Source organism: Mesotoga sp. UBA5847 (genome assembly GCF_002432735.1).
In the GTDB taxonomy this organism is placed as follows: Bacteria; Thermotogota; Thermotogae; order Petrotogales; family Kosmotogaceae; genus Mesotoga.
Map to the genome: position 1 here is coordinate 1 of NZ_DJGL01000003.1, position 21,539 is coordinate 21,539.

16 protein-coding genes, 1 tRNA gene and 1 other RNA gene are annotated in these 21,539 nt (G+C 46.8%); 12 read left to right on the forward strand and 6 right to left on the reverse strand.

What is annotated here, in order from left to right:
- The first annotated feature begins 268 nt into the window (after positions 1 to 268).
- The 5 genes from B3K91_RS00135 to B3K91_RS00155 are packed head-to-tail and all read left to right on the forward strand — an operon-like array spanning position 269 to position 5,796.
- On the forward strand, positions 269 to 1,081 hold the full coding sequence (locus tag B3K91_RS00135; protein ID WP_180979919.1) for a carbohydrate ABC transporter permease: 813 nt from the start codon (positions 269 to 271) through the stop codon (positions 1,079 to 1,081).
- A complete protein-coding gene (locus tag B3K91_RS00140; RefSeq protein ID WP_214061023.1) occupies positions 1,078 to 1,908 on the forward strand; it encodes a carbohydrate ABC transporter permease in 831 nt (276 codons plus the stop codon). Before B3K91_RS00135 ends, B3K91_RS00140 begins: the two co-directional genes overlap by 4 nt.
- A 28-nt stretch (positions 1,909 to 1,936) precedes the next feature.
- Entirely contained in the window at positions 1,937 to 3,184 is a 1,248-nt protein-coding gene (locus B3K91_RS00145) for an ABC transporter substrate-binding protein (protein ID WP_292590317.1), read from the forward strand.
- A 57-nt stretch (positions 3,185 to 3,241) separates the two neighbouring features.
- Positions 3,242 to 5,032 (forward strand): CehA/McbA family metallohydrolase, encoded by a 1,791-nt coding sequence (locus tag B3K91_RS00150; protein WP_292592750.1) that lies wholly within the window; start codon positions 3,242 to 3,244, stop codon positions 5,030 to 5,032.
- Positions 5,033 to 5,046: 14 nt separating this feature from the next.
- The gene (locus B3K91_RS00155; RefSeq protein WP_292592752.1) at positions 5,047 to 5,796 is read left to right on the forward strand and encodes an alpha/beta hydrolase family protein; all 750 of its coding nucleotides are present in this window, start codon (positions 5,047 to 5,049) and stop codon (positions 5,794 to 5,796) included.
- A 6-nt stretch (positions 5,797 to 5,802) separates the two neighbouring features.
- Here the strand turns inward: B3K91_RS00155 and B3K91_RS00160 are convergent, their stop codons facing one another.
- From B3K91_RS00160 to B3K91_RS00170, 3 genes are all read right to left on the reverse strand, one after another.
- Positions 5,803 to 6,846: a hypothetical protein gene (locus tag B3K91_RS00160; RefSeq protein ID WP_292592754.1), complete on the reverse strand. Its 1,044-nt coding sequence runs from the start codon at positions 6,844 to 6,846 to the stop codon at positions 5,803 to 5,805.
- A 346-nt stretch (positions 6,847 to 7,192) separates the two neighbouring features.
- Positions 7,193 to 10,030: an excinuclease ABC subunit UvrA gene (gene uvrA, locus B3K91_RS00165; protein ID WP_292592756.1), complete on the reverse strand. Its 2,838-nt coding sequence runs from the start codon at positions 10,028 to 10,030 to the stop codon at positions 7,193 to 7,195.
- A complete protein-coding gene (locus B3K91_RS00170; RefSeq protein ID WP_292592758.1) occupies positions 10,023 to 11,339 on the reverse strand; it encodes a phosphoglucosamine mutase in 1,317 nt (438 codons plus the stop codon). Before B3K91_RS00170 ends, uvrA begins: the two co-directional genes overlap by 8 nt.
- A 98-nt stretch (positions 11,340 to 11,437) precedes the next feature.
- On the opposite strand from B3K91_RS00170, the gene B3K91_RS00175 reads away from it, so the two are divergent.
- The 4 genes from B3K91_RS00175 to ssrA all read left to right on the forward strand — a co-directional run bounded on the left by B3K91_RS00175 (position 11,438) and on the right by ssrA (position 14,492).
- A tRNA-Ser gene (locus B3K91_RS00175) sits at positions 11,438 to 11,528 on the forward strand.
- Positions 11,529 to 11,606: 78 nt separating this feature from the next.
- Positions 11,607 to 12,392, forward strand: coding sequence for a 16S rRNA (adenine(1518)-N(6)/adenine(1519)-N(6))-dimethyltransferase RsmA (gene rsmA / locus B3K91_RS00180; protein WP_292592761.1), 786 nt, complete (start codon positions 11,607 to 11,609; stop codon positions 12,390 to 12,392).
- 29 nt (positions 12,393 to 12,421) lie between these two features.
- Positions 12,422 to 14,131 carry a sigma-54 interaction domain-containing protein gene (locus B3K91_RS00185; RefSeq protein ID WP_292592764.1) on the forward strand — a complete coding sequence of 570 codons (1,710 nt, stop codon included), beginning with the start codon at positions 12,422 to 12,424 and terminating at the stop codon, positions 14,129 to 14,131.
- 13 nt (positions 14,132 to 14,144) lie between these two features.
- Positions 14,145 to 14,492: a transfer-messenger RNA gene (gene ssrA / locus B3K91_RS00190) on the forward strand.
- Positions 14,493 to 14,913: 421 nt separating this feature from the next.
- On the opposite strand, the gene rsgA is transcribed toward ssrA, so the two are convergent.
- Complete coding sequence (rsgA, locus tag B3K91_RS00195; RefSeq protein ID WP_292590312.1) at positions 14,914 to 15,819, reverse strand: ribosome small subunit-dependent GTPase A; 906 nt, start codon at positions 15,817 to 15,819, stop codon at positions 14,914 to 14,916.
- A gap of 300 nt (positions 15,820 to 16,119) precedes the next feature.
- Here rsgA and B3K91_RS00200 point away from each other — a divergent pair, with 300 nt between their 5' ends.
- The 3 genes from B3K91_RS00200 to B3K91_RS00210 all read left to right on the forward strand — a co-directional run bounded on the left by B3K91_RS00200 (position 16,120) and on the right by B3K91_RS00210 (position 19,106).
- Positions 16,120 to 17,196 (forward strand): hypothetical protein, encoded by a 1,077-nt coding sequence (locus B3K91_RS00200; RefSeq protein ID WP_292592767.1) that lies wholly within the window; start codon positions 16,120 to 16,122, stop codon positions 17,194 to 17,196.
- A gap of 88 nt (positions 17,197 to 17,284) precedes the next feature.
- Entirely contained in the window at positions 17,285 to 18,277 is a 993-nt protein-coding gene (locus B3K91_RS00205) for a BMP family ABC transporter substrate-binding protein (protein ID WP_292592770.1), read from the forward strand.
- The gene (locus tag B3K91_RS00210; RefSeq protein WP_292590309.1) at positions 18,270 to 19,106 is read left to right on the forward strand and encodes a MurR/RpiR family transcriptional regulator; all 837 of its coding nucleotides are present in this window, start codon (positions 18,270 to 18,272) and stop codon (positions 19,104 to 19,106) included. Before B3K91_RS00205 ends, B3K91_RS00210 begins: the two co-directional genes overlap by 8 nt.
- 33 nt (positions 19,107 to 19,139) lie before the next feature.
- On the opposite strand, the gene B3K91_RS00215 is transcribed toward B3K91_RS00210, so the two are convergent.
- Positions 19,140 to 19,709: a TetR/AcrR family transcriptional regulator gene (locus tag B3K91_RS00215; RefSeq protein ID WP_099829547.1), complete on the reverse strand. Its 570-nt coding sequence runs from the start codon at positions 19,707 to 19,709 to the stop codon at positions 19,140 to 19,142.
- 16 nt (positions 19,710 to 19,725) lie between these two features.
- Positions 19,726 to 21,171: a radical SAM protein gene (locus tag B3K91_RS00220; protein WP_099829451.1), complete on the reverse strand. Its 1,446-nt coding sequence runs from the start codon at positions 21,169 to 21,171 to the stop codon at positions 19,726 to 19,728.
- Between the last annotated feature and the right edge of the window lie 368 nt (positions 21,172 to 21,539).

The following is a 21,539-nucleotide window of genomic DNA, read 5'->3' on the forward strand; positions in this document are numbered from 1 at the left end:
GATTATTTGTGATGCATATCGAAGAGTTGATTTTGCTCTTGTTATTATGCTAAACTTATTCCAGCGTGACAGAGATGATGAGAAAGTCGTGCCAGTTATGAGGTTGCGGCTTTTTTTATTTTGAGTGATCTTTCCCTGATGTTTGTTAGTCATAGTTTCGTGCAGCAGTTTCTTTCATATTCGGAACAGTGGGGTGATGTATTTGCGGCGCCGAACTCGGGAAGCGCTTACCGGCTGGGCAACTGTCTTACCAGCGTTGGTAGTTCAGGTGATATTCATTTATTTGCCACTTGTGTGGGCTTTCTATGTCTCTTTCTTTAGCTGGAACATGATTAGGCCAATGAGGTATGTAGGATTTCAGAACTATGAAAGACTTTTTTCGTCGGCCGACTTCTGGAACTCCATGAGTGTAACAGGCATCTACATTCTTGGTACGGTCATTCCTTCGGTTATCATTGGGCTCTTACTGGCAGCTCTTCTCAATATTGAATGGATAAAGGGAAGAGGAATCTTCAGGACGCTCTTCTACATTCCGGTTATCACTTCAATGGCCGCTGCTGCAGTAATATGGGGTTGGCTGTATGAGCCGAATTTCGGGTTAATTAACTATTTCCTGTCTTTCTTTGGTATAAAGAACATCAAATGGTTAAGTGATCCGAATTATTCGCTTCTTGCATTGATAATCGTCGGTGTCTGGAAGCGTATAGGTTATAACATGGTTCTCTTCCTCGCCGGGTTGCAGACTATACCAAGAAGCTACTACGAAGCGGCTGAGATAGACGGAGCTACTGCGTGGAGCAAATTCAGGAGGATCACGCTCCCTCTTTTATCGCCGACGACTCTGTTCGTTTTCATTATGCAGTTCATCGCTTCGTTCAGGGTGTTCGTCTCCGTTTCTGTTATGACGAGCGGAGGACCGGCGAAGAGCACACAGGTTATTACCTATTATCTGTATGAGAATGCATTCCGTTATCTGAAATTCGGATACGCATCGGCGATTGCTGTTGTTATGTTTGCTATGATGATCATACTCACCCTGTTGCAGTTTAGGCTGAGCAAAAGGAGGGTGCATTATCAATGAGAAGAAAACCTGCCCTGCCGATAAGGCTAATTGTCTACGCAGCGATCGTTTTTGTAGCGGTAATCATCAATCTTCCTTTCTTCTGGATGCTTGTTACCTCGTTCAAAACGGAAGATGCCGCTTTTTCGATTCCGCCAAGCTTTCTGCCGACAATCTTCGACTTGCGGAATTTCGTGAAGGCTTTTGAACTCATTCCACTTGCCAGATATATTGGGAACACGCTCTTTGTAGCTCTTACTGTAATGTTCCTCCAGTTGATCTTTAACTCGCTTGCGGCTTACGGGCTAGCCAGGATAAAGTTCAGAGGAGCCAATATCGTTTTCATGATCTTGATCGGAACTCTAATGGTACCGCCTGAAGTTACCATGGTTCCACTTTATGTGTTAGTCAAACAATTCGGTTTCATCGATAAGTACCTGGCGCTCATTGTTCCGTTTATGAGTTCGGCCTTTGGGATATTTCTATTGCGTCAATTCTTCATGGGTATTCCAAGAGAACTTGAAGAGGCAGCAATCATAGATGGAGCAAGCAGAATGAAGATTTTTGTGAGGATTATACTGCCGTTATCTAAGCCGGCTCTCTATACTATGGCTTTATACACATTTCTTGCACACTGGAATGAATACATGTGGCCGTTGATAGTAATCAATGATGCAAAGAAGCAGATGATTCAAGTTGGTATTTCCCAGTTTGTTAGCGGTTGGGAGACTCAGTGGACACTGCGAATGGCGGCCTCCACGACGGCTGTAATTCCGATTATAGTCATGTTCTTCTTTGTTCAAAAGCAGTTTGTGGAAGGTATAAGTATTTCGGGGTTGAAAGAGTGACCCAAATTTCGAAAGGGGAGGTTTTTTTATGAAAAGAACATTTCTAATCGCACTTCTAGTAGCCGTTGCTGCGATAGGATTCGCTGCACCGGTGAAGGTAACAATGTGGTATGCCCAGACGGGCATATACTCCCAGACACTCCTGGATATTGCAGCGGAGTTCAATGAACTGCATAAGGGAGAGATTGAGGTTGAGGCTGTTTACACGGGAAATTACCAGGATACCATGCAGAAGCTTCTTGCAGCCATGGTAGCTGGTGACGTTCCAAATCTTGCACAGATTGAGCAGGCAAGGATAGGTCAGTTTGTTGATGGAGGTGTATTCCAGGATCTCAATTACTTCATCGAAAGAGATCCAGAATTTGCTGCAACACTCGACGATTTCTGGCCGAGATTCATCCAGGCAAATACCTATGAACAGGGATTGCTTGGGTTCCCGTTGAACTGCAGCACCCCGTTGATGTACATCAACAGGGATCTCTTCAGACAGGCGGGCCTTGATCCAGACAATCCTCCAAAGACCTGGACAGAGGTCTATGCCGCCGCCAAGCAGATAAAGACGTTGGGCGAAGATATCTTCGGTTACAGATTTGGAATTGACGACTGGCTTCTCGAAGCCTACATCTGGCAGTTCGGTGGGCAGATCATCTCGGAAGACGGAAGAGAAATGCTTATTTACTCTCCGGAGACAGTTGCGGCATGGAATTTCTTCCAGAAGGGAGTTAGGGAAGGAATATTCATATTCGGAGTTAGCGGCGGAAATGAACTAGACTTGTCTGGAAGAATCGCGATGGTAGTCCGTTCAACCGGTAGTCTTGGTTATCTTATACAGAACGCAAAGTTTGATCTTGGCGCAACTACGATGCCCAGTCAGGTTAAGGAAGTTGTTCCGATCGGTGGAGCCAATGTCTTTATGTTCTCCGCAAGACCTCAGGCAGAGAAGGATGCAGCTTGGGAGTTCCTGAAATTCCTCACTGCTACTGAGAATACGAAGAGATGGTCACTGGCCACGGGTTACATGACCAGCAGAATCTCTGCCTTCGAGTCTCCGGAGATTCAGAAGATCATGACAGACGATCCAAGATTTGCTCTCACTTATCAACAGCTGAGAGACAGCGCTGTTAGGAGACCTTGGTATGGACCATATCCAGAAGTACATGCAATGATAACTTCTGCCTGGGAAGATGCAATGTCTAACCCGACAAAAGACGTTGATGCAATTCTGAAGAATCTACATAAAGAAGCTCAGTACGTACTCGACGACTACTACTTTTGATCCATTGTGAACATGCTGAGGGCAGCGTTGGCTGCCCTCTTTTTTAGAGGTGATGTTATGAAGAAGTTTCTGGTAATTGTTTTCCTCGTTGCCGCCACACTTATCTTTGGTCAAGTTTTCTTTGGAAACATCCACGCACACACTTCGTATTCTGACGGTCAAGGTACTCCAGAAGAAGCCTTCGAACACGCAAGAAATTCCGGTGTTGTTGACATACAGGCAATAACCGACCATGACCACGATCTAAACTACAAATTGACAGATGGTTCGTGGAAGCTGGATAGGATTATTGAGATGGCAAAGAAGTACACCGTGGAAGGTGAGTTCATCGCCATATCTGGCTTTGAATGGACATTGACAAGTCGCGGTCATATAACGATCTACAACACATCGGAATGGATTGACAGAAGCACTACAGACCTTTACGATATTTATCAGTGGATAGTGGATAGAGAGGCAACTGCTCAATTCTGCCACCCTGGAAGGAAGTACGGTGATTTCTTCGATTTCGAATACTTTCCTAAAGTTGATCTTTATATAAACACTATTGAAGTAGGAAACGGGGCAGGGTCCAATTCGAACAATGTGATTAAGGAAGAGTATTTCGAAAGATATCAGCGAGCACTGAATCGGGGTTGGCACGTGGGAGCCTCTGCCAATCAAGACAATCATCAAAAGCAGTGGGCTACTGTTAATGACGCAAGAACTGCGTTCGTTATTGATGAGTTGACTACGGATAAGGTTTACGAAGCTCTCAAGACAAGAAACATCTATGCCACAGAAGATAGAAACGCCTACATAGCATTCGTCACTGAAGTGGCAAAGATGGGCGACATTCTGTACGACATTCATAAGGCAACTCTGCGTGTTGAGTATAGCGATCCCGGGGAACCTGTAAGAAGGGCCGCAGTATACAGCAACAATGGAGTCATTGAACTTGACGTTTCCGGTGATGAGTGGATCATAGAACTGAACGTTGATAATCCGCTTTCATACAACTGGTACTTCGTAAAGATCGACCAAATCGATGGGAATGAAATCGTCTCGTCGCCAATCTGGTTTCAAAGCAGCACTAACAAATATCTTCTGAATGCGAGAACAATCAATCCAAAGCCGGTGAAGGGGCTTCCATTTGAAATCGGCTTCGACCTCATCAACTCTCTTCGAGAGGATCAACTGATTTCCGTTGAAGTGAAGAGCGGAGAGAAGACTATTTTGGATAAAGACTATGAAGTCTCTTCTATGACTTGTGCGGAAATAACTGAGACTCTTGAAACGGAAGAAGCGGCCCTAGACTTCTTCGTTGACGGTGAACTTGCATTCAGAATCAACGTTGATTTCGTAAGCTTCTTAGCGCACCTGGATACTTCTCACGAGAACTACTTTGTGACTGAATTGAAGCCTTTGACGCAGTTCTTTCTGGAACTCGGGGGTGAAGTGAGACCAGTAATTGGGGAGTTGACGGAGAAAACTACTTTCAGCGGTCAGGTGCTGATTCTTCCCTTGCCTGATTCAGATACTTTCATGAAGGACTTTATGGAGATCTCAGAGAAACAGATCGATTTCATTGTTGATTACGTGGAAAATGGAGGATTGCTGGTCATTGTCCTTGCAAAAAAGGAGATCACTCACTCATCTATAGAGAGCTACAAGTTGCTTTTCGAGAAACTGCCATGGGTGGTTGAACTTGAAAATGGCGGCAGGTCAGTTTCTGGAACGAGTACAGGAAATCTGGAAATCGAGAACGGCGGCGGAGTTGTAATACTTACTTGGGACGAGGCGACTGGAAAGGCCTCAATAGATGAAGGAACAAAAGGGTACATCGAGTTAAAACTGGGTCTGAGATGAAGTGAGGGATTGATTTGTCTATTTTGGAGAGTTTCACACTCGGCGAGAAGGGAAAAAGGATATTCGGAATTATTGAGCGCCCAGCAACAGGGAAAAGCTTTTCTACGGTCCTTATGTTTCACGGATTTACAGGCGAACACATCGTGTCAACGTTCAAATTCCCTCGATTATCGAGGAGATTGGTCGAGAAGGGGATAGCTACCGTAAGATTCGACTTCAGGGGCTCAGGAGATAGCGAAGGAGAATTCAGCGAGATGTCACCGCTCACAGAGCTGAGGGATGCAGAAGAGGTCTACTCATTCGTCCGGTCACGGGAATGGTGTTCGGACAGACTGGGTGTCGTAGGCTACAGCTTAGGTGGGATGGTCGGCTCACTGTTTGCTGGCAGGCACCCCGAAATAAAAGCCCTTCTTCTCTGGTCTCCCGTCATAATGAACCAGGAGTTCTTCAACCGCAAAGATTACACTTTCGAGTCTGCCGAAGATTATAAGGACGTACTCGGATTGAAACTCGGATCTATCTTCTTCGACGACGGTCGTAGTGTCGACGCTTCGGAAGAATTGAAAAGCTATGACGGAGATCTTCTCATAGTTCACGGATCCGACGATGAATCAGTACCATATCTTCCTGTCAAGAAGTATGCCTTCGACAGAGGATTGAAGCTCCATACGGTTGAGGGAGCGAATCACAAGTATCAGAGAATTGATTGGATAGAAGAACTCTTTTCAGTTTCCTCTGATTTTCTAGCAAAGACACTTTTGTAGCGGGCGTTACTCGCCCGCTTTTCCGATTATCTGGCTCCGAATTTCTTCAAGAGCGTCGTCCACGATTCCTTCTTCTGTCCGGAAGACAAGGTTCTTATCTTGAATCTCGGGAATTACCAATCCCTGCCTAGAAAGTGCCGCAAGGATATCGATCGCCTCATGGGGATGCAGGTCGCATAATTCAAGAATACTGGAGACACTTTGTCTTGACTGCAGAAGAAGATGAAGAAGATCGAGCGATTTCCGTTCAGCCATGGCACCGGCCAGACTTGCACCGCTTCCCGTCTCAAACAGAAGACTCCTCCTGCTTATTCTGTCGACGCCTGCAAGTGAGATAATCGCATTTCTTTCGGGAACATCGATTTTAATCACCGAACCTCCGAGTGACGCCGAGATGTAGAGCCTAATTCTCTCTACTGACAACGACTTGGTTTCGATACCCAGTAGAAATGGAATGAAGCTGCTTCCGAGACTATTCAGGTTCTCATTGACGAGATTTGCTGAACTATGGATGATTTCCTCAAATCCCCGAAAAGAATCCAGCTTGCTCCTGGCATATTCAAGCAATTCGACGAAAGACCCAGCAGTTTCAGCCTGGTGTTGAAGCATCTCCAACGCTTCGTATCTATCTGAGGAAGGAAGATTAGAGATAGAAGAAACGTACCCAAGAGCACGTCTTTCATCTTCCTCGAGAGATTTCACGAAAACATCTGTGGGCTCTCCAGGACTCTCGAAATCATCGCAAAGAAACATAGAAAGGAGTCTTTCGGGCGAAGTCTTTCTGATAATCGCGACAAGATCTGAAGGAGAGGGCGAACCATCCATAAACAGGTAAGGGACTATCCTGAGACCCAGGAACCCCTCCCAGCTGAAGAACTTTCCGAGCCACTCAAGAGATTTGCGAGAGATCGAAAGTCGCGCATTGAAGACCAACTCCGAAAGCTGTTCATATGACTCACCATCGTTATGGGCCATTTTCTCATGATTATTCACTCTGAATAAAAACAACAGGAGCTCGATGCCGCTTCCTTCAGCAACCGTTATCTCCAACGCTCAACCTCCAGGCAATGCTTGGCCATACTGTTCAGGATCAATTGTCACCAGGGGCCACGACACGTCTACAAGACTGGTCATCTAACCCTATTCAATTATGCCTTATCTTATTGTATGGAGTCTATTGTCTGCGATTCCTTTCAGAAGAGTTGGAATAATCACCGACGACTAACCCCGTACCACATGAGAACAGGCCTCCGTTGACCGTCCAAGAGCACGGATCCGTCCTCTGATAAGATCAATCGAGAAAGAGCATTGTCGAGACGTTTGCTACGCTCACGAGAAGGCGGGAATTTAGAAACCAGTCTGTTGACGCAAGGCGCCGAGGAACATCGGCTCAGTATCAAAACGTTTCAAGCTGCGAGAGCTGCTTCTTGAGATAGTAACCGGTGTGACTCTGTCTATATTCGGCAACCTCTTCTGGCGTCCCGCAAACCACTATTTCTCCGCCGTGCGCCCCGCCTTCAGGTCCGAGATCTATTATGTGATCTGCATTCTTCACCACGTCAATGTTGTGCTCAACAACTACCACTGTGTTGCCCATTTCGACGAGTCGCTTCAGTACTCGAACAAGCTTGGCAACGTCATCGAAGTGCAATCCGGTAGTAGGTTCATCAAGGATGTAGAAGGTCTTGCCGGTGGATTTCTTCTTCAACTCAGAGGCGAGCTTAATCCTCTGTGCCTCTCCTCCGGAAAGGGTAGTGGCCGGTTGTCCGAGGCGTACATATCCCAGACCTACATCATTCAGAAGTGAGAGAATTCTGTTCAACATTGGGATTCGCTCGAAGAAATCAGAGGCTTCCTCTACGGTCATGTTAAGAACATCAGATATCGTCTTCCCTCTGTAGCGTATCTCCAATGTCTCCTTGTTGTATCTTCTTCCCTTACATACATCGCACTCGACATAGACATCGGGGAGGAATTGCATTTCGATTTTCAACAACCCGTGGCCCTGACAGGCTTCGCATCGCCCGCCTTTCACATTGAAGGAAAAACGTCCCTTGCTGTAGCCTCTCGCTCTTGACTCTTGAGTCTTTGCAAAGAGATCCCTAACATGATCGAAAAGCCCGGTATAAGTTGCGGGGTTCGATCTTGGAGTTCTTCCGATGGGGTTCTGATCTATGACAATGACATTGTCAACTTCTTCCCATCCCTCTAGTTCCGCTAGCTTCTCACCGGTAGAGTTCGATCCTCCAAGAACACTCTTAAGTGATGGATAAACGGTATCCATTACCAGAGAGCTTTTGCCGCTCCCTGAAACACCGGTTACCGTTATGAACTTGCCTAACGGGAATGAAACATCGATGCCCTTGAGATTGTTTTTTGTGGCGTGTTTGACGGTAAGATGCTTTCCGTTTGCGTTAACGGGCACTTCGAATCTGGGAACGGAAAGCTCGCCATTAAGATACTTGCCGGTGAGAGAACGATCAGGCGGATTGCCGAGCAACGCCTGGGTGGTCCCCTGGTAGACTATCTCTCCCCCATGAACGCCCGCTCCAGGCCCTACGTCCACAATATAGTCAGAACTCCTTATGACTTCTTCATCGTGCTCCACAACTATAACAGTGTTTCCTAGATCTCTGAGATTCTTCAGAGTCTTTATAAGCCTGTCGTTGTCTCTAGAGTGCAAGCCGATTGTCGGCTCATCAAGAACATAGGTTACGCCGGTAAGCCCGGAGCCTATTTGAGTCGCGAGTCTGATTCTTTGCGATTCGCCGCCGGAAAGCGTCATAGCGTATCTAGATAGCGTGATGTAGTCAAGCCCCACATCAACAAGGAATTTGAGCCGCTTCTCTATCTCTCTGAGGAGTTCCCCAACGATCTCGCGCTGATAATCAGTCAATCTGATCTCTCTCATGAAGTCGTAGATCTCCTGGATTGTCATTTCCGATAGACTGGCAATGTTCAGATTTCCTAGAGTTACGGCGAGAGCCTCGGGTCTCAAACGCTGGCCATTACATTGAGTGCAGCCTTGCTGTACCATGAAGTTGCTCTCCATCCAGTAACGCATGTCTTCAGATTGAGTTTCCTGATATCTTCTATTGAGGTTGTTTATAACTCCTTCATACGGCCTCTTCAGCTCATATGTCAGGCGATCGGAATGATACTTCATGGAGATGTCTCTGCTGGTTCCGAAAAGGATGGCTTCCTTGATGTCCTCTCGTAGATCCTTGAAAGGTTTTGCCGGGTCGTCTCCGAGAGACTCTATTACTCTCACAATCATCTTCAGGTTGAAACTGTCCCTGTTGTTGGACATCGTCTTCACCGCTCCCTTGAGAACGGTGAGGTTTTCATCAACAACAAGATCTTTCGAGAACTCCATCGTATAGCCCAAACCGTGACACTTTGGACAGGCACCGAATGGATTATTGAACGAAAAGATCTTCGGCGAGATTTCCGGCAAGCTTATACCGCAGTCAGGGCACGCGAAATTCTCGCTGAAGACCTTTCTCTCTTCTGAATCAACCAGGCCTACTTCCACAAAGCCATCGCCCTCATGAAGAGCCATTTCAATACTGTCAGCAAGTCTTGAGGCGTTTTCCGCGTCTACCCTAAGTCTATCAACAACGAGGTTTATCGTGTGCCTCTTATTCTTGTCCAGTTTCAACTCTTCCTCAAGATCATATGTCTCACCGTCAATCTCCACCCTGACGAACCCTTTCTTTCTGAGAGCTTCGAGCTCCTTCTTGAACTCTCCCTTCTTCTCGTTTGCTACGGGAGCATATATGGCTATTCTGTCCTCTTCACCGTAATCCTTCAAAACTCCCTCGACAATCTCATCGAGACTTTGCTTCTGAACCTCGCGCCCGCACGATGGGCAGTGAGGAACTCCTACTCTTGCGTAAAGCACCCTGAGATAATCATGTATCTCTGTAACCGTTCCGACTGTAGATCTGGGGTTATGACTGACGGTCTTCTGTTCAATAGCGATAGCCGGAGAAAGGCCTTCGATACTCTCGACATCCGGCTTCTTCATCTCCCCAAGAAACTGTCTTGCATATGTGGAAAGAGATTCAAGATACCTTCTCTGTCCCTCTGCATAGATAGTGTCGAGAGCCAGCGAGGATTTTCCCGAGCCGGAAAGCCCCGTAATGATTGTTAAAGAGTTCTTGGGGATAGCTACGTTTACATTCTTCAGATTGTGTACCCTGGCGCCTCTAACATATATATACCTATCCATCATTACACTCCTGTACAAGCTCTTCTAACTCATGGCAGATTTGTTCTACTTCCAACTGCTCAATACCCTCCACCATTACTCTTACGTACGATTCGGTTCCCGAAGGTCTTAGAACTATCCGCAAGTCGTTTCTGGTCTTGAGTTCTTCAAGCCTGTCCTTCAGCCTTGCGTTTTCCATGATTGCCTTTTTGTCGGTAACAGGGACGTTCCGAAGCAGCTGAGGATAAACAGGAAAAGACTGAACGAACTCATCAAGTGTTTCGCCAAGTTCTTCAAGAGAATTCAGTGTTTCGAGAGAAGTTATAAGCCCGTCCCCCGTCGTGCTTCTATCTAGGAAGATGATATGTCCGGATTGCTCTCCGCCAAGGATGACTCCGGTTTTCAGCATTCTTTCCAGAACGTACTTGTCGCCTACTCTGGTTCTATCCAGCAAGATGTCTCTGGAAGTGAGATACTTCTCAAAGCCCAGATTAGACATGACCGTCGCAACGACTCTATTTCCTTTCAGCCTTCCCTGTTCGACCATCTTTCTCGAATTCAGAGCCATCAACATATCGCCGTCAATCAACTTCGAGCCAGGAAGAACGAAGAGACATCTGTCGGCATCGCCGTCGAATAGAACACCGACCTGCCCCAGACTGAGCGATTTTCCTAGGAACTCAGGAAATAGCGAACCACACTGGTCGTTTATGTTCAATCCGTTTGGATCGATCCCTCGTAACTCCGCACCTATACCTAGGCTTTCGTATACCATAGATATTACTGTAGAAATCGAGCCATTTGCGCCGTCAACAACTATCCCGTCCTTGGGAAGTCTTTGATTCTTGTAAAGACTAACCACATAATCGACGTACTCATCTTTGTAATGATCTACTTGCCTCGTCTTGCCCACTCCGGAGTAGACCGTGTAATGATACGGGGTATCGATAATCAGGTTCTCTATCTCTACCTCGTCCTCGTCTGAAATCTTCATTCCTTTGGCCAGTACCTTTATTCCATTATATACAGCGGGGTTGTGAGAAGCGGAAATAACTGCGCCTAGCGTCTGTTCCTTCTTGGTGATATATGCTAGCGCGGGAGTAGGGATAACCCCTGCAAATTCAACGTTCATACCCGCTGAGGCCGCGCCGGCAGCCATTGCGCTTTCTAGAAGGTCACCGGAGTTTCTCGTATCTTTAGCTATGATTAACCTGTTGTACTTTCCAAGGTAGTATCTTCCAATTGCGTTGCCAAGCTTCATGGCAAGTTCGGGCGTAAGCTCTTCGTTAATAACACCCCTTATCCCATCGGTTCCGAATAGCTTCTTCATCAAACCACCCCCAAATATAAACATTTCTATACCTATGGTTTAGTTTACCACAGAATCTCGTTGACAACTTAAAGTATGATCTATATAATTGCACTGTTGGAGAGATGGCCGAGCGGTCGAAGGCGTACGCCTGGAGAGCGTATGACGAGCACAACTCGTCCGTGGGTTCAAATCCCACTCTCTCCGCCAGAAAAACACCCGTCTTTCCGACGGGTTTTTTCCTTAGGTAGAGCACTTTCTTCAGAACCTATCTGAAATGGAGGCGAGATGGGAGAACGATCGATAAACATAAGACTGAACAGGGCGCTTGGACAGAACTTTCTCAAATCTGCAAAGATATCCAGGAGAATCGTTGAGTCGGCCTCACTGGATCCTTCTTTGACCATAGTTGAGATTGGTGTTGGATCAGGCTCGCTCACTTCAATCTTACTGGAATTGGGGTATACCGTGATCGGTTTTGAGATCGACACGAGGTTTGTCGAGGGAAACAAAAGACTTGAAGGAGAAAAGTGCACTTTGCGATACGAGGATTTCCTCAAGGCAGATCTATCGTCGCTGCCGGAACCGGCCGCTTATATCGCTAATATCCCGTACTACATAACCTCTCCGATTATAGAAAGAATCATGTTTGAAGGGCCGGATTTCGTCAAAGCCGTGCTAATGGTTCAGAAAGAATATGCAGACAGACTGATCGCAACACCGCGAACGAAGGAATACGGTATACTGACGGTGAACGTCAATACATTTGCAAGTGTGAGCGAGCTTTTCCAGGTTTCGCGAAAGGAGTTTATCCCTCAGCCGGAAGTCGATTCCATGGTCATTGAGCTTTCGCTCTTGGATGAACCGCCGATTGAAAGAGAAAGAAGAGATGCCTACAGAGGCTTCGTCAGGCAGTGTTTTTCTCAAAGGCGCAAGAAGCTCAAGAACAACCTGAAGGGCCTCGTAGATTCTCCCGAGAGCCTTCTAAAGGCTTCCAAAATCGGGCTTGACGTTAGGGCTGAAGAACTGGATGTTGAGGACTTCGTAAGGCTCTTCAGGAACATATATCCCTAAGGTGGCGTGAACCCGAAAGTGGGTGAGTGATGGAAAGAGAGCTTTTCGAGAAGATACTGAATTCACTTATCGAGGGGATTATTGTCGTCGATTCAGACGAGACAATTGCTTTCATAAACGATGAGGCGGTCGATATTCTGGGTGTAGACGGCGAAGAAGCAGTCGGAGCTCCTGTACGGGAGACTATTCCGAACACCAGGCTTCACATAGTGCTGAAGACCGGAAAAACAGAACTGAACAGAATTCAGTATCTTGAAGAGAAGACCATAGTAACATCGAGATTCCCAATCGTTAATGCAAAGGGAGAAGTACACGCTGCTATGGCCGTCTTTCGCGACATAACGAATGTAGAGAGAATGGCCGAAGAGGTAATTAACCACAAGGAAATGGAAGTGCTTCTTACCTCGATCATAGATGCAATATATGACGCGATTTCCGTTGCGGATGAAAAGGGAAAGATTGTTCTTGTCAACAAAGCTTACACCAGGATAACCGGGATGAGCCCGGACTATGTAGTTGGAAAGATGGCCACCGTGGACATAGCAGAGGGTTCATCTCTCCATCTTGAAGTAGCCAGGACGAGAAAACCCATATACAATGCAAGACTCAAGGTAGGGCCAAACAGGAAAGAAGTGGTAGTGAACGTGACGCCGCTCTTTGTTAAGGGACAATTTCAGGGTAGCGTTGGCGTGATTCACGACATATCTGAAATCGAAAGGCTCGCCAGGGAACTGGAGGACACTCGAAGGCTTCTTCGTTACGTGAAGGCCAAGTACACCTTTGACGACATAGCGGGGTCCTCGAAACTAATGCAGGTAGCAATAGACCAGGCGCGAAAAGTATCGACAACAAGGGCGACGGTCTTGCTTAACGGCCAGAGCGGAACGGGAAAGGAGCTCTTTGCTCACGCCATTCATAATTCTAGTGATAGGAAGGACGCAAGCTTCATAAGTGTCAACTGTGCCGCATTACCTGAAAGCCTTCTTGAATCCGAGCTGTTTGGCTATGTTGAAGGAGCTTTCACAGGTGCCCGCCGTGGTGGAAAGAAAGGTCTGCTTCAAGAGGCAGACAAAGGAACCGTCTTTCTAGATGAAGTCGCGAAAATGAGTCTTTCGGTTCAGTCCAAATTCCTGAAGTTTCTTCAGGACAAAGAGATAAAGCCTGTTGGTGGAAACGAAACGGTCAAGCTGGATGTGAGGGTCATTGCGGCGACAAATGTCAGCCTTGAGAAACTCGTTGCGGAAGGCAACTTTCTCCCCGATCTCTATTATCGCCTGAATGTCGTCCCTATTGTAATCCCCGCCTTGAAGGAACACCCCGAAGACATTCCCGAAGTAGCCAGGCTGATTGTAATGAGGTTAAATCAGGAGTATGGAAGAGTGGTAACAGCCATCGATCCGGCCGTTATCTCTATCTTTAAAAAGCACGATTGGCCGGGAAATGTTAGAGAGTTGGAGAATGTCATCGGCAGAGCCATGATAAGTATGGAGCTGGATGAGAAGGTAATAAAGGTTACTCACATAAAGGGAGTCTTTGAAAATCACGAAAAGCGTAGTCAACTCCCGGAGGGAAAACTCTCCGTGCTAATGGATGGCTATGAAAGAGAGGTCATAAAGGCTGTGCTTGACAAATGCAGCTGGAATAAAACAAAGGCCTCAAACGAACTCGGGATAAGCATAAGGAGTCTATACTATAAGCTTGAAAAGCACGGTCTCACTGACAACCAAACGGACCGATGATATACTTATCATTGGGGGCGAAACGGTTTCGACGGGGTCAATGAACTTGAAGGAGCGAGCCGAGGTCCCGGAGCCGCGTCAAAAAACCGGACAAGCAGAAATGCCAATAACGAATTTGCACTTGCTGCTTAATTAATAAGTAGCCGTCCGAATAGCTTTTTGGTCTGGTGGGCTATGAAGGGCGTCAGAAAATCGGACCTTACCCGTGGATCTGCTCCGAATTCTCGGGGACATATAGGAGCTTGGACAGTCGGACTCTGCCTGTGAAGTCTTGACTGTTGACGATGATCACAGGCTGCGCTCGGAGAGCCTTCAAGGAATTTGGTTTCGGACGCGAGTTCGACTCTCGCCGCCTCCACCAACGCAATACATCGCGTCATTTGATCATTGCACCGATGCGAGACGATTATGGAAGTTGACTGCTTGCCCCCACACTTTTAAGAGTGTGGGGGTTTCTCTTTTAAGCCGATCCTAGTCTAGTGAACTAGATTCAACTTTTACAGAAGGAATCAGAAGACCACTAAACAAGGGAAAAAACGAAAAGAATGCCAGCCGTACCACCGCATTCTCAATTCACTATGCGCTTGTAAGAAACGGAGTTCCGGGAAGGACTTGAGATGTCTTTACGCATCCTTTGCCTCTTTCAAGCAGGGCCTGCCAATTTAGCAGTGAGCAAAAGGAGCAAGCGTTAGAACCTATTGCTAAAAAGCAATTATGGCCCGATCACTTGAATAACTAGGCTTTATTCAACAACTATCTGTACTCCTCCATTTAGTTCGGAATCAAGAGCCACACGATTCCTTCTTCATCTTCGAGTAGTTTCGCAGTCTTCTCTCATCAAGAATTCCGTTTGTCACAGCCTCCCGAACGGCACATCCTGGCTCGACAGTGTGAGTGCAGTCTCTGAACCTGCACTTGGCAAAGAGTTCGGCGATATCCTCAAAGACTTCGTCAAGCCCTTCCGTTCCACTGATTGCAGACTCTCTCATTTCGGGAACATCGATCAATTTTCCGCCATCTTGAAGAAGGTGTACTTGAGATGAGGTTGTCGTGTGCTTTCCCTTATGAGTAGAATTACTTACCTCGCCAGTATTGACTTCGGTCATACAAATTGCGTTTACTAGTGAAGACTTTCCGACACCAGAACTACCAGCAAGCACAGAAGATTTGCCTTTCAGACTTGAAGTAACTTCTTCAAGGCCTTCACCGGTGATAATGCTTGTAAGAAAAACCCGATAACCCAATTCTCGATAATTTCGAATATCCGCGGCTGTCTCTTTATCGATACCAAGGTCGGCTTTGTTAAAGACGATCATGACATCTAGATCGGGTCCTCTCGCCGCAGTGATGTATCTTTCGATCAAGCTCTTGCGGTAAGGAGGATCCTTTACTGCTACAACGATGAAGACCTGATCCACGTTGGCCGCGATCACCTGATCCAAGTGCCTCCCTCTTTTTCCTGCACCTCTTCGCACGAGACACTTTTTTCTTGGAAGAACCTCTGTAATAACACCTCGCTCTCTCTGAAGAGTTCCGAAAACGACCTTGTCTCCGACGGTGACTACATTCTTCTCGGTCCTCTCTTTTCTCAGTAGCTTACCCCTTAGAAGACACCGAAAGTAATCCCCTGTATCAGAGAGCACTTCTATTATTCCTTTCTGAACGTTAGTTACTTCACCAGTAATCATTTACCTCCGATTAGTCTAGTAATTTGAACAAAAAAAGCAAAAAACCACGGGTTCTTTTACCACCGTGGTCGAATAATCGGAAGAAACTAGCCTGTCAGCTGGTGAATTCCAAAAGAAGCGCGGTGTAAGAGCCCGTGGGGTTAAAGAAATCATTAAAGTTATCCGATATCCATAATGACTAGCCGATACAGCTTCACGCACTCTAATCAAGAAATTCCGCTCCCTCAGGCCTTCTCTTCAAACCGCTGGCCTCGTGTTTCCGAAAATAGCGTATAATTGCGATGTGGGTGATTTGTCAGTATGAGAATGCCATTTTTTCGCTATTTATTTTTTGTGTTGTTCGTCCTTATAACGATTACTAGTCTGGCGGGGAGCAGCGATTCTACAGACTCTTCTGATGCTACAGTAACTACCTATTTCGAAGATCTGGCGAGGGAGATTCTTGCCATGGATTCTTTTGATGACTTATTCAAACTTGATGGTTTCTTTGACGAGGACCCTGCAGAAGAACTTGCACCTTCTATCGCAATCCCTTCGGTTCCGGTAAGCACAGACGCTATTACTGAGTTGCCTACGGCCATTGTTACAGCAAGCGCGACTTCACTGAACACGGAGACTCTCGAGAGTACTGCATTATGGGTATACGAGAAATGTTACGATGGGCTCCTTCCGGGTAGAATCACGTTCGAATTCCAGTCTGGCGATCCTGTTATGGGTATCCCAGATGTGGTTACGTTCTACAAGGAAGGGATCGTAGTGGGAACTCTAGCGGGGAAGACAATAATGACACCGGTTATTGTCAACGATGTTCCCTACCATGGTGAAAAGACCACGATATTCAGGTTTCTGACGGGTGATTATTCTACTCCGCTAGGAGCATTCTACATTACTGTCATCGACTCCAAAGTGTACTCTCTCGCAGTTGCAGTTGACCCTATGAAGGTAGACAATGTTGTCGACCTCGACGGTGACGGAGTTGCTGAGCTTGTGGTCATCGATGATCACATGGTTAAGGCTCATGAAGCTACCGAGTTGTCGGTCTTCAAGCGTTTCTTCAGTTGGAGCGAAGTTGGCTGGCAAGTTGACAGCCCCGGAGAGTATTCAGAGGTCTACTCTGCTCTCGCTGCGGAGGATCTCGGCAAGATAAGATCGTCCAGTCCAAGAACTCCTCACGTGTGGTCATATGCCTACCATTCTTATATGGCAGGCCAGGATCTGGAAGAAATAAGAGTTCAAGTCGCTGAGCTCGTAGAGGACTTCTCGCTTCATTGGCTTGTTGATTCCTCTGAAGTGGTCAGACTCCTGGATCAGAATATAAACCAGTATGAAGGTTTCGTAATGAAGAAGCCTACTCCAAGTTCATCTTCCACTATGTAATTCGATTCAAGAATATTATTCACGCTCTTGAGAATTTCATTCACCACGACTATAATCGTATTGAGTGGGAAAAATGGAGCGTGAGATTATGAGAAGAATATTCTTGTTGTTGCTTCTTCTGATTAGCGCGGCACTAGCCGCATCGAAATTCAGTGTTGGGATCTTGATCACGGGCGAGATTGGCGGGAACGCCATATATGAGCTCGTTCAGAAAGGCGCCCTCGGAATGGCTTCCGACGAGATCGAGATCAAGATTGTCGAAGGCGGTTACAATCAATCAAAATGGGAATCGATGTTGGTCAGCCTCGCAGCTCTCGGCAAGTACGATCTTCTTATGACTTTTACCGAAGGAATGCCGGCAAGTGTTATGCGAGTAGCCCAGATGTTTCCGAATCAGAAATTTGCGTTACTGGACGGAATCATTGAGGAGCCAATACCAAACACTTACTCTGCAGCCTTCAGAGATAGCGAGATGACCTTTCTTGCCGGTATCTTCGCTGGACTTGTTACATCAAGCGATTTGCCGGGTGCGAACGAAGAGAACGTTGTGGGATTGATAGCAGGAGACACCTATCCTGCCATGACGAACATAATGAGACCCTATTTTGAACTTGGTGTTGTAACGGTGAATCCCTCGGCTAAGGTTCTTTTTGGTGTTGTAGGCAGCTGGTCCGACCCATCAAGAGGAAGAGAACTTGCAGCTAAGCAGTTTGATGCAGGGGCAGACATAATTCTTTCAATAGCGGGCGGCAGTGGTGTTGGAGTCATTGAAGAGGCGTCGGTTAGGGGTAGATACGTGATCACCGTTGACTCCAACCTTATACCATTGAACCCGAAGGTAATACTTGCAAGCTTTCTGAAGCATATCGACCGCCTTGTTAGCGAGACTATTGCGAAGGCCAAGGCAGGGGAGCTACTATTCGGGAGTTCCGAGAGGGTCGGCATTGCAGAAGGAATGATTGATTATACACACGACGATCCTTATTTCCTATCCAATGTTCCTACTGAGATTCGCGCGGAGCTTGCGAAATGGTTTGAAGTACTCAAAGACAGCGAGGCTCCTTCACCGAAGAATGAGTAGCCTTCTTCAATCATACAATGAAGCGCTTCATCATCTCACAGAAACCGAAGAGAGGATTGCCTCTTTCGTAATAAGTCATCCGGAGGAGGCTCTTGACCTTCCCGTTAAAGATCTGGCGAGAAGACTGGAGGTAGCTCCCTCAATGATAATCAAGGCGGCGAAGAAGCTCGGATTCTCCGGTTATACGCAACTGAGACTGACGATCGCAAGCGAGCTCAACTTACTTGTTCAAAGAGAGAAATCCTCCGTAATGATCGAGGATCTTGAGGCATATGATCAACTCGTGTCATCGACGATTCGCGAGGCATATTCGCGCCTGAACGAGGACGATGTTGAAGCTGCGGCGCGACTACTAGCGGAAGCGCAGATAGTTGATATTTACGCCTTTGGTTTCGATGCGCTTGCCGGTCATGATCTCTATCTCAAGATGCTTCAGAGCGGGAAGAGAGTTAAGTTGATTGAGAATGGCTACGAGCAGATGATTTCTGCGTACACGCTGGAAAGTGACTCGGTAATAGTTGCCATTTCGAGTGCAGGGACTTCCGCAGATCTTATTGATGCGCTGAGATTTTCGCAGAAGTCCGGTGTATCAGTGATCACTATAACGCCTGCTAGATCCATGCTCAGTGGTTACTCCAAAGTGAACCTGGAAAGCTACTATTCCAAACTGGTATTTCCAGAAGGCGGATTGGTCACTCGGATCGTTCAGCTGATGATTGTAGACATGCTTTATCTTCAGTTTCTTAAGATCTCTGGAAAAAAGTTTGAGGAGAGATATTCAAAATTTAGAGAGGTTCTTGACTTCAAAAGAAGGGGGATGAAAAAATGAGAGGGACAGAGTCCCTCTCATTTTTTGTCGGGTTCATTCACCGGAGTTGCTAACCAGGCCCCTCCAGATTATCTCTCGTATGCTTTCTAGCCCGTTAGGGTCTTCCGTTACACTGAAACCATTCAATATGAGGTCTGCTGCGCTATCGGGATCTACGTCTTTGGAAATCTCATGTGCGGTCTTGGCATCGTTTATTGCCGAAGACAGTTTTTCCTTCAAGATCTGGTACCTATCTCTCACTCTTTTCCAGGATTCATTATCTTCTCGGCTGAGGTTTGCCCTCTCCTGATCCATGATCTTCTTGATCTCATTCTTGCTTGTGATGAAATCAATATACGATCTCAGAATTCTCTTCAGCTTCGAAACGTAGATACTCTCATTTCTTGTTTCCGAAAAGACATGATCTTCAAGTTCGTTGATCGAGTATTGCCAGACTTCGTAAAACAGGTCCTCTTTACTGGGAAAGTAGTAGTAGATCAGGGCCTTCTTCACACTTGCCATCTGGGCAATCTCAGACATGCTTACGCCGTCGTGACCTCTTTCCGCAAAGGCCTTCCGGGCGGCTTTTATAATCCTCTCTCTAGAAGACAAATTCGCTCGCACCGGATCCACCGTCCCCTCAAGGTTTTTTGTCTATAGCAAGCTTCTCTTCGTTGTTAGCGTACTTTCTCATTCTAACATCAAAATCGTAAACCCCTCTGTGGGCCGGATGGGTCTCGGCAAAGCCTTCCTCATAGTAGAGTTTGTCGGCGTATTCCTTCCAACCGGCTGCAAGCTCATCCAACTGTCCGGCAAGCTCTGTGACAACGTTTTCACTTCCATCGTGCTGTGGGATCGCATTGAACTTGTTCACCATGGCTCTGAGGACTTTCGGATTGTCAATAATCGGACAGGGTCTGAAGAGATTATTGCTGTAAGGCACCATTCTCTTGTATGCCGTGAAGAATGGAGACTTCAAAATCTCCAGAAGACTCTTTTCTCTTATACTGTCAACCGCAAACTGCTGGAAGACACAAGGTTCAACGTAACCCTTTGCATTTACGTGAAGATACTTTGCGCCGGCGGCCAGACAGCCATTCGTAAGGAATCCGTGATTCCAGAAGTCTGCAACGAATGCGAAGTCTCCACCGAGCCTCTCTTGCTCGGTCTTGAAGAATCTCTCATATCTCTGTTCCGGCGTAGGGACAAGGTCCATAGAAGGATTCATACCGACTGGCATGAACTGGAATACCCAGGCATAAGAAACGCCCTCGTCCTTCAGGAACTGCCAGAACTCGTCCTTCATCATAACTTCGTGGTTGAGTCTTGTCGCTGTGACAGAAGTACCGTAGATTACTCCTGCTTCTCGCAGGATTTCCCATGCTTGCTTGATCTTGTTGAAGGTACCTCGTCCGCGTCTCCAGTCAGTTTCGCCTTCGAAACCTTCCACTGATACGGCAAAGGTCGCATTGCCAAGTTCGCCAAGCTTCTTCGCGACTTCCTTCGTTATGAGCGTTCCATTTGTGTAGACCTGGAAATACGAGTCGTTGAACTCCTCGAAAATCTCTAGAAGATGCGGCCAGACGAATGGTTCGCCTCCGGTGATGATAAAGAAGTAAATCCCAAGCTCGTTTGCCTGCCGGATGATCGAACTGACCTCTTCCTTGGAGAGCTGATACTTTCTTCCGTAAAGACCGGCATAACAGCCGACACAGTTGAGATTACAAGCGTAAGTTGGACTTATTACTAGAAGCTTAGGAATAACAACCTCGTGCTCCAGCATCTTCTCCTGTCTAATCTTCTCGCCTAATGCGAACTCATTTACAACGAGATTTGTCATAGCCTTTTCGACGGCCTTAGGACTGGATCTCTTGAAGACATTCTGCCAGGAAACGATCATCGGATGCTCTTCCTTGGCCATCTGAGTGAGTTTCTTCAGACCGCTCTTCGTCGGTTCCTTTGTCAAAGTGGCGACAGTACCAAAAAGCCTTCCAATATTTTCAGTCGAAGAATTTCTGACAACTGAACCCACATACTTCCCTGCCTGTCTCAGCATAGAAGCTTTCATGCTTTCTACAATACCCATGAATAACACCCCCAATAGATGTTTACTTACCGGTCGGTAAAATATTAAACCTTCAATGCTACACTTCATTGTCTTTTATATAAATAGTCTGCAACATGTGCTGTCTATTTGAGGGTGAGCAAGCCATCCATCGTGAAAGAGCATTGTCAAGACGTTCGCTATGCTGACGAGAAGACGAGAGAAAAGCCGGTCACTGCCGAAATAAGACGCAAGGCGCCGAGGAACATCGGCGGACGCAAGGCTGGCGAAGATCACGCCAGGTCGCAATGCCCGGGAAAGCATCCGGGGACGCATTGCTGCCTTCGGCAGGAGGCGAGGCCGACTTCGTCGGGAAGTGATGCTGCTGCGCAGGAAGCCTCTCAGGTCAA

What these genes read in the sequence shown, in the direction of transcription:
- uvrA (WP_292592756.1), bottom strand. Translation starts at nt 10,030, where the DNA reads ATGGATAGGTATATATATGTTAGAGGCGCCAGGGTACACAATCTGAAG.
- B3K91_RS00145 (WP_292590317.1), top strand. Translation starts at nt 1,937, where the DNA reads ATGAAAAGAACATTTCTAATCGCACTTCTAGTAGCCGTTGCTGCGATA.
- B3K91_RS00210 (WP_292590309.1), top strand. Translation starts at nt 18,270, where the DNA reads ATGAGTAGCCTTCTTCAATCATACAATGAAGCGCTTCATCATCTCACA.
- rsmA (WP_292592761.1), top strand. Translation starts at nt 11,607, where the DNA reads ATGGGAGAACGATCGATAAACATAAGACTGAACAGGGCGCTTGGACAG.
- B3K91_RS00185 (WP_292592764.1), top strand. Translation starts at nt 12,422, where the DNA reads ATGGAAAGAGAGCTTTTCGAGAAGATACTGAATTCACTTATCGAGGGG.
- B3K91_RS00220 (WP_099829451.1), bottom strand. Translation starts at nt 21,171, where the DNA reads ATGGGTATTGTAGAAAGCATGAAAGCTTCTATGCTGAGACAGGCAGGG.
- rsgA (WP_292590312.1), bottom strand. Translation starts at nt 15,819, where the DNA reads ATGATTACTGGTGAAGTAACTAACGTTCAGAAAGGAATAATAGAAGTG.
- B3K91_RS00170 (WP_292592758.1), bottom strand. Translation starts at nt 11,339, where the DNA reads ATGAAGAAGCTATTCGGAACCGATGGGATAAGGGGTGTTATTAACGAA.
- B3K91_RS00140 (WP_214061023.1), top strand. Translation starts at nt 1,078, where the DNA reads ATGAGAAGAAAACCTGCCCTGCCGATAAGGCTAATTGTCTACGCAGCG.
- B3K91_RS00200 (WP_292592767.1), top strand. Translation starts at nt 16,120, where the DNA reads ATGAGAATGCCATTTTTTCGCTATTTATTTTTTGTGTTGTTCGTCCTT.
- B3K91_RS00205 (WP_292592770.1), top strand. Translation starts at nt 17,285, where the DNA reads ATGAGAAGAATATTCTTGTTGTTGCTTCTTCTGATTAGCGCGGCACTA.
- B3K91_RS00150 (WP_292592750.1), top strand. Translation starts at nt 3,242, where the DNA reads ATGAAGAAGTTTCTGGTAATTGTTTTCCTCGTTGCCGCCACACTTATC.